This is a genomic window from Vibrio sp. 10N.247.310.23, from assembly GCF_041467155.1.
Lineage (GTDB): Bacteria > Pseudomonadota > Gammaproteobacteria > Enterobacterales > Vibrionaceae > Vibrio > Vibrio crassostreae_C.
Map to the genome: position 1 here is coordinate 1 of NZ_JBFSTZ010000060.1, position 6,095 is coordinate 6,095.

General features: G+C 44.1%; 4 protein-coding genes. 1 reads left to right on the forward strand and 3 read right to left on the reverse strand.

Annotated features, from left to right (window positions below):
- Positions 1-319: 319 nt before the first annotated feature.
- Genes pgsA through uvrY form a run of 3 tightly spaced genes read right to left on the reverse strand, consistent with a single transcriptional unit; the run spans position 320 to position 3,416 of the window.
- On the reverse strand, positions 320-877 hold the full coding sequence (gene pgsA, locus AB6D93_RS23400) for a CDP-diacylglycerol--glycerol-3-phosphate 3-phosphatidyltransferase (RefSeq protein WP_017061490.1): 558 nt from the start codon (positions 875-877) through the stop codon (positions 320-322).
- Between the two features lie 46 nt (positions 878-923).
- Positions 924-2,756, reverse strand: a complete 1,833-nt coding sequence (gene uvrC, locus AB6D93_RS23405) for an excinuclease ABC subunit UvrC (RefSeq protein ID WP_102333646.1) — start codon at positions 2,754-2,756, stop codon at positions 924-926.
- A gap of 15 nt (positions 2,757-2,771) precedes the next feature.
- On the reverse strand, positions 2,772-3,416 hold the full coding sequence (uvrY, locus tag AB6D93_RS23410; RefSeq protein ID WP_102333647.1) for a UvrY/SirA/GacA family response regulator transcription factor: 645 nt from the start codon (positions 3,414-3,416) through the stop codon (positions 2,772-2,774).
- Between the two features lie 426 nt (positions 3,417-3,842).
- On the opposite strand from uvrY, the gene AB6D93_RS23415 reads away from it, so the two are divergent.
- Positions 3,843-6,095, forward strand: a 2,253-nt coding sequence (locus tag AB6D93_RS23415; RefSeq protein WP_372159220.1) for a DNA polymerase II, incomplete at its 3' end; no start/stop codon positions are given.

The following is a 6,095-nucleotide window of genomic DNA, read 5'->3' on the forward strand; positions in this document are numbered from 1 at the left end:
AACCGAGGTCCACGGATTTGCAATCCGCTGCATAGCCACTCTGCCAAGGCGCCTTAGTAACTCCAATCGAATCGCTCATTGCCATCCTCTTGGGTACGGGATGCATTCTACGGATTCAGACGATTGAGTCAATATTATTTTTGTATTTTTAATTCGTTTGAATAGATTTCATACGAAACAGGCCAAATAGCTGACTTTATGTTCAAAACACACTGTGAGCGGGTTATTCAAAGGAGATCTATATCACATTAGATATCCACTATTGATAACTTAACCTTAGGTTAAAGATCAAAAAAGCGAGCCTCAGCTCGCTTCTTCATCAATGATGTTTTTCGTCTAACAAATCGTCTTTGGCAGCCATCAAGTATTGTGCCATTGACCAATAAGTAAGAACGGTGGCGACATACAGTGCAATGTAACCTACCCACACCATCCAGTCGTCGTATCTCCAGATAAGTACCCAAAGAGCGAACATCTGAGAAACCGTTTTGACTTTACCAACCCAAGATACCGCAACACTTGCGCGTTTACCGATTTCAGCCATCCATTCACGAAGCGCTGAAATGATGATCTCACGAGCAATCATGGTCACGGCTGGAATAGTTATCCAAATAGAGTGGTAATGCTCTGTAATCAGGATAAGAGCCGTAGCGACCAACACTTTGTCAGCCACAGGGTCAATGAAGGCACCGAAGCGAGACGTTTGCCCTAACTTACGAGCTAGCATGCCATCTAGCCAATCAGTGAAACCGGCTACCCAAAACACCATCGCAGCAGCGAAAGGAGCCCATTGATAAGGTAGATAGAAAACGACAACGAATACTGGGATCAAAAATAGTCTCAGTAAGGACAAAATGTTAGGTATATTCAAACGCATATTATTGGGCTCTTATTAATTGCGCTTTAATGGTGCGGGATTTTTACTATTGTTTCAATGCTTGATAAATGTTTTCTGCCAAAGAATGACTAATGCCCGGCACTTTGGCTATTTCTTCGACAGTTGCACGCTTAAGTTCTTGTAAGCCACCCATATATTTCAGCAAAGCTTGACGACGTTTAGGTCCTACCCCTTCAATTCCTTCCAAAGCACTGGTTCTGCGCGTTTTACCACGTTTTGCCCTGTGCCCTGCAATCGCATGATTATGGCTCTCATCACGAATGTGCTGGATAAGATGCAGCGCTGGTGCATCGCTAGGTAAATTAAACTCTTCACCTTCAAGGGTTACCAAAGTTTCTAAACCCGGTTTACGCGTCACGCCTTTCGCAATACCCATCATTCTTGGTCTAAACGGCCAATCACCCCAATATTGAGAAATGATCTCATGAGCGCGGTTTAGCTGACCTTTACCACCATCGATAAAGATGATGTCTGGGATCTTGTCGACATCGAGTTGCTTCGAATAACGTCTCTCAAGCGCCTGAGCCATCGCTGCATAATCATCGCCACCTGTAATGCCGGTGATGTTGTAACGACGGTACTCTGGTTTAACCGGGCCTTCTTGATTGAAGACCACGCAAGATGCAATCGTACTTTCACCCATGGTGTGACTGATATCGAAACATTCCATGCGTTTGATAACGTCCATCGACAGCACTTCTTGAAGCTCCTTAAAGCGCTGATTGATCGTCATCTTGTGATTAATCTTGGTGGTAATGGCTGTTAATGCATTGGTGTTAGACAGTTTAAGGTAGCGACCACGAGTGCCAGAAGGATTGGTATTGAAGTGGATCTTACGACCCGCAACTTCACACAAGGCTTCTTGAATCGGTGTGACATCTTCCATCAAATCAGCATTAAGGATGAGACGAGTTGGGATGGTTCTCGCTTCATTATGTGCAAGATAGTATTGGCTTAAAAAGCTCGAAAAGACTTCCTCTCGCACCGTATTGTTTGGAATTTTCGGGAAATGGCTTCTACTGCCTAAAACCTTTCCTTGGCGAATCATCAAGATGTGAATACAAGCCACGCCATTCTCTTGAGCAAATCCCAACACGTCCATATCTTCCATTGAATCGTCAGATACGTATTGTTGTTCTTGCACACGTCGAATCGCTTGGATTTGATCACGGAAAGCGGCAGCTTGTTCAAAACGAAGCTCACGGCTTGCCTTGTCCATTTTGTCGATGAGCGTCTCAAGGACTAATTTGTCTTTCCCTTGCAGGAACAGACGAACGTAGTCGATAAGTTCACTGTACTCTTCATCAGAGATGATTGAGCTAACACATGGCGCAGCACAACGACCAATCTGATACATCAAACACGGGCGCGTTCTATTGGCATAAACCGTATCTTCACACTGGCGGGCAGGGAAAATCTTTTGGATTAGGTGTAGCGTCTCACGCACAGCGCCGGAATCAGGGTAAGGACCAAAGTATTCGCCCTTTTTCTTCTTAGCACCACGGTGCATCGACAAACGAGGATGCTTGTGACCGCTAATAAAAATATAAGGGTACGACTTATCATCACGCAAAAGTACGTTGTATTTAGGCAAGTACTGCTTGATGTAGTTGTGCTCAAGAATGAGCGCTTCTGTTTCCGTGTGCGTTACAGTGACATCGATCTTGTCAATATTACTAACTAGAGCGCGTGTTTTTTCACTGTCGACTTTTTTACGGAAATAACTGGAAAGGCGTTTTTTGAGGTTCTTAGCTTTACCGACGTAAATAACGGCAGCCTCGGCGTTATACATTCGATAAACGCCGGGCTGCTCTGTTACTGTCTTGAGGAATGAGACTGAGTCAAACAAGTTGGTCACTATACGATCTCAGTGTTAAAGGGTCTCAGTGTCTAACATTCCATGTCTAATCGCTAAATGCGTCAGCTCTACATCGCCACTGATATCCAGCTTACTGAACAAGCGGTAGCGGTAACTGTTGACTGTTTTAGGACTTAGATTGAGTTGTTCTGAAATATCCGTCACTTTCTGACCTTTGGTAATCATCATCATGATTTGAAGTTCACGTTCAGATAAGTCTGCGAATGGATTTTCAGACGCAGGCGAGAATTGGCTCAAAGCCATCTGCTGCGCAATTTCTGGTGAAATGTATCGTTGGCCACTATTAACCACTCGAATTGCATTTACCATTTCATCCGGACCTGCCCCTTTAGTAAGGTAACCCGCAGCCCCAGCTTGCATCACTTTAGTCGGAAATGGATTTTCCGTATGAACCGTTAAAACGATAATTTTAATATCAGGATTGAAACGTAAAATTTTCTTGGTTGCTTCTAAGCCACCAATACCTGGCATATTCATATCCATCAAAATAACGTCAATATTATTAGTACGACACCATTTGACAGCATTTTCACCGCTTTCAGCTTCCCCTGCTACGTTCATTCCACGGACGTCTTCAATAATACGTCGTATCCCTGTGCGAACCAGCTCGTGATCATCTACAAGGAAAACATTTATCAAACTTGTATCTCCACACTATTAATTGGCTCTGCAACCACTGTGTCATTTCATCTGTTTGAAACAATTGAACAAAGGAACAGTGGATCGCAGCATTGAGTACATCTTAACTTAATTACTAAAAAAAAGCTCTGTTGAATATGTGCTGAAACACGAACTTTAGCAAGTACTTATTAACAAATAAGCTAACTAAAACAACAAGCTTTTTCTAAAAATCAACCAGTTAAAACAACACCCAATAAAATTACATAAGATAAAGATATTTTCAATACCATTGAATAACCATTCGCGACAATTTCACTTATTTGCTTATAGAGTCCCGTTATTTGCCTCTACTAACTAGAATTTAGTTAGTATTTTTACTGCCTTTTGTGCGCAGAGGGTCGCTAGATGGTAGTATTCGATTCCCCATTTCAATAGGTTACTACATTGGATATTCAGCAAGGCTTTGTACTCACAAGACAAGCAAGAGATTTTTCAGGGCGCACACAAATCGACTTGTGGTTAAGCACCCCTCAAGGCCCTACTCTGCTGACGATTCAAAATGAAAAACCGGTATTTTTTGTCGCTCAATCTGACGTTGAGGCATGTCAGGCAATCGCAGCGAAAGAGTCGATCGATTGCCAATTTAAGCCTCTAGAATTAGCCACATTCGAGCAAACACCTCTCGCCGCGTGTTACACCTCACTGTCGAGAAGCAGCTTTGGTTTAGCGCAAGCCTTTCACAACGAAGAAATCCAAACCTTTGAAAGCGATATTCGACTCGCCGATCGATTCTTGATGGAACGTTTTATCAAGGGAAGTATTGAGTTCACCGGATCTGCTGTGCAAAAAAATCAGCATCGTCGAGTCTCAAACGCAAAATGCCGAGCAGGTGATTACTTACCCAGTCTATCTGTGGTCTCGCTTGATATTGAGTGTTCGGAAAAAGGCGTGCTTTATTCAATTGGCCTAGACAGCCCGATGGACAGCCAAGTAATCATGGTCGGCGAAGCACAACAAGCTGAAACCAATATCCAATGGGTTGCCAACGAGAAAGCGCTACTTGAAGCCATGATAGCTTGGTTCTCTGAATTTGATCCTGACATCATCATTGGCTGGAATGTTATCGACTTCGATTTTAGGCTGCTGCACAAACGTTCAGAATGGAACGAAGTGAAGCTCAACATCGGCAGAGACAACCAACCGAGCTTTTTCCGCAGTTCTGCTCAAAATCAGCAAGGTTTTATCACGATTCCGGGGCGCGTTGTCTTGGATGGTATTGATATGCTCAAGACAGCGACCTACCACTTCCGTTCTTGGTCTCTTGAGTCGGTATCGCAAGAGCTGCTTGGGGAAGGCAAAGACATCCATAACGTTCATGACCGTATGGATGAGATAAACCGAATGTTTAAGTTCGATAAACCCTCACTCGCTAAGTACAACCTTCAAGACTGCGTACTGGTAAACAGCATCTTCGAGCACACTCACCTACTCGACTTCGCGATTGAGCGCTCTCGATTAACCGGTGTTGAGCTGGATCGCGTTGGTGGCTCTGTTGCGGCCTTTACTAACTTATATCTGCCTCAAATCCACAGAGCGGGTTATGTCGCACCGAACTTAGAGCCAGAGAATTGGATTGCGAGCCCCGGCGGTTATGTGATGGATTCAATTCCCAATCTGTACGACTCGGTTTTGGTACTCGATTTTAAGAGCCTGTATCCATCGATCATTCGCTCGTTTCTGATTGACCCTATGGGACTAATTGAAGGGTTGAAGCTTGAACTAGGCCCAGCAGAAAACCAAGCCGTTGATGGCTTTCGAGGTGGGCAATTCCACCGCTCTAAACACTTCTTGCCCGAGATGATCGAAAACCTTTGGGCTGCACGTGATGTGGCTAAGAAGAACAATGAAAAAGCATTCTCTCAGGCGATTAAGATCATCATGAACTCATTCTATGGTGTGTTAGGTTCGTCTGGTTGTCGTTTCTTCGATACCCGGTTAGCGTCTTCGATTACCATGCGTGGACATGAGATCATGAAGCAAACCAAGGTTCTGATCGAAGACAAAGGCTATCAAGTGATTTACGGCGATACCGATTCAACCTTCGTGTCTCTGAACGGCAGTTATGATCAGCAAAAAGCAGACGAGATCGGGAACACACTGGTCGCTTACATCAACGATTGGTGGACGAATCACTTAAAAGAGACCCACAACCTAACCTCAATACTCGAATTGGAATACGAGACTCACTATCGCAAGTTTCTAATGCCGACCATTAGAGGTTCAGAAACCGGCTCGAAGAAACGTTATGCCGGATTAATCACTCAAGGCGATAAAGAAAAGATCATATTTAAAGGGCTTGAGAGTGCACGCACCGATTGGACACCTCTCGCACAGCAATTCCAACAAACCTTGTATGAGATGGTATTTCACGATCAAGATCCAACCGACTACGTCAGACAGTTTGTTGATGAAACCTCTGCTGGCAAACATGATGATTTATTGGTGTATCAAAAGCGCTTACGCCGCAAATTACATGAATACCAAAAGAACATTCCGCCGCAGGTTCGCGCAGCTCGTATGGCCGATGAGATCAATGCTCAGTTAGGGCGCCCTCTTCAATACCAAAATAAAGGACGCATTGAGTATTTGATTACTCTGAGTGGCCCTGAGCCCAAGGAGTATTTAAAGAGTGGTATC

Bases quoted from the DNA above. Each gene is read 5' to 3' on its own strand.
- pgsA (WP_017061490.1), bottom strand. From the start codon at position 877: ATGCGTTTGAATATACCTAACATTTTGTCCTTACTGAGACTATTTTTG.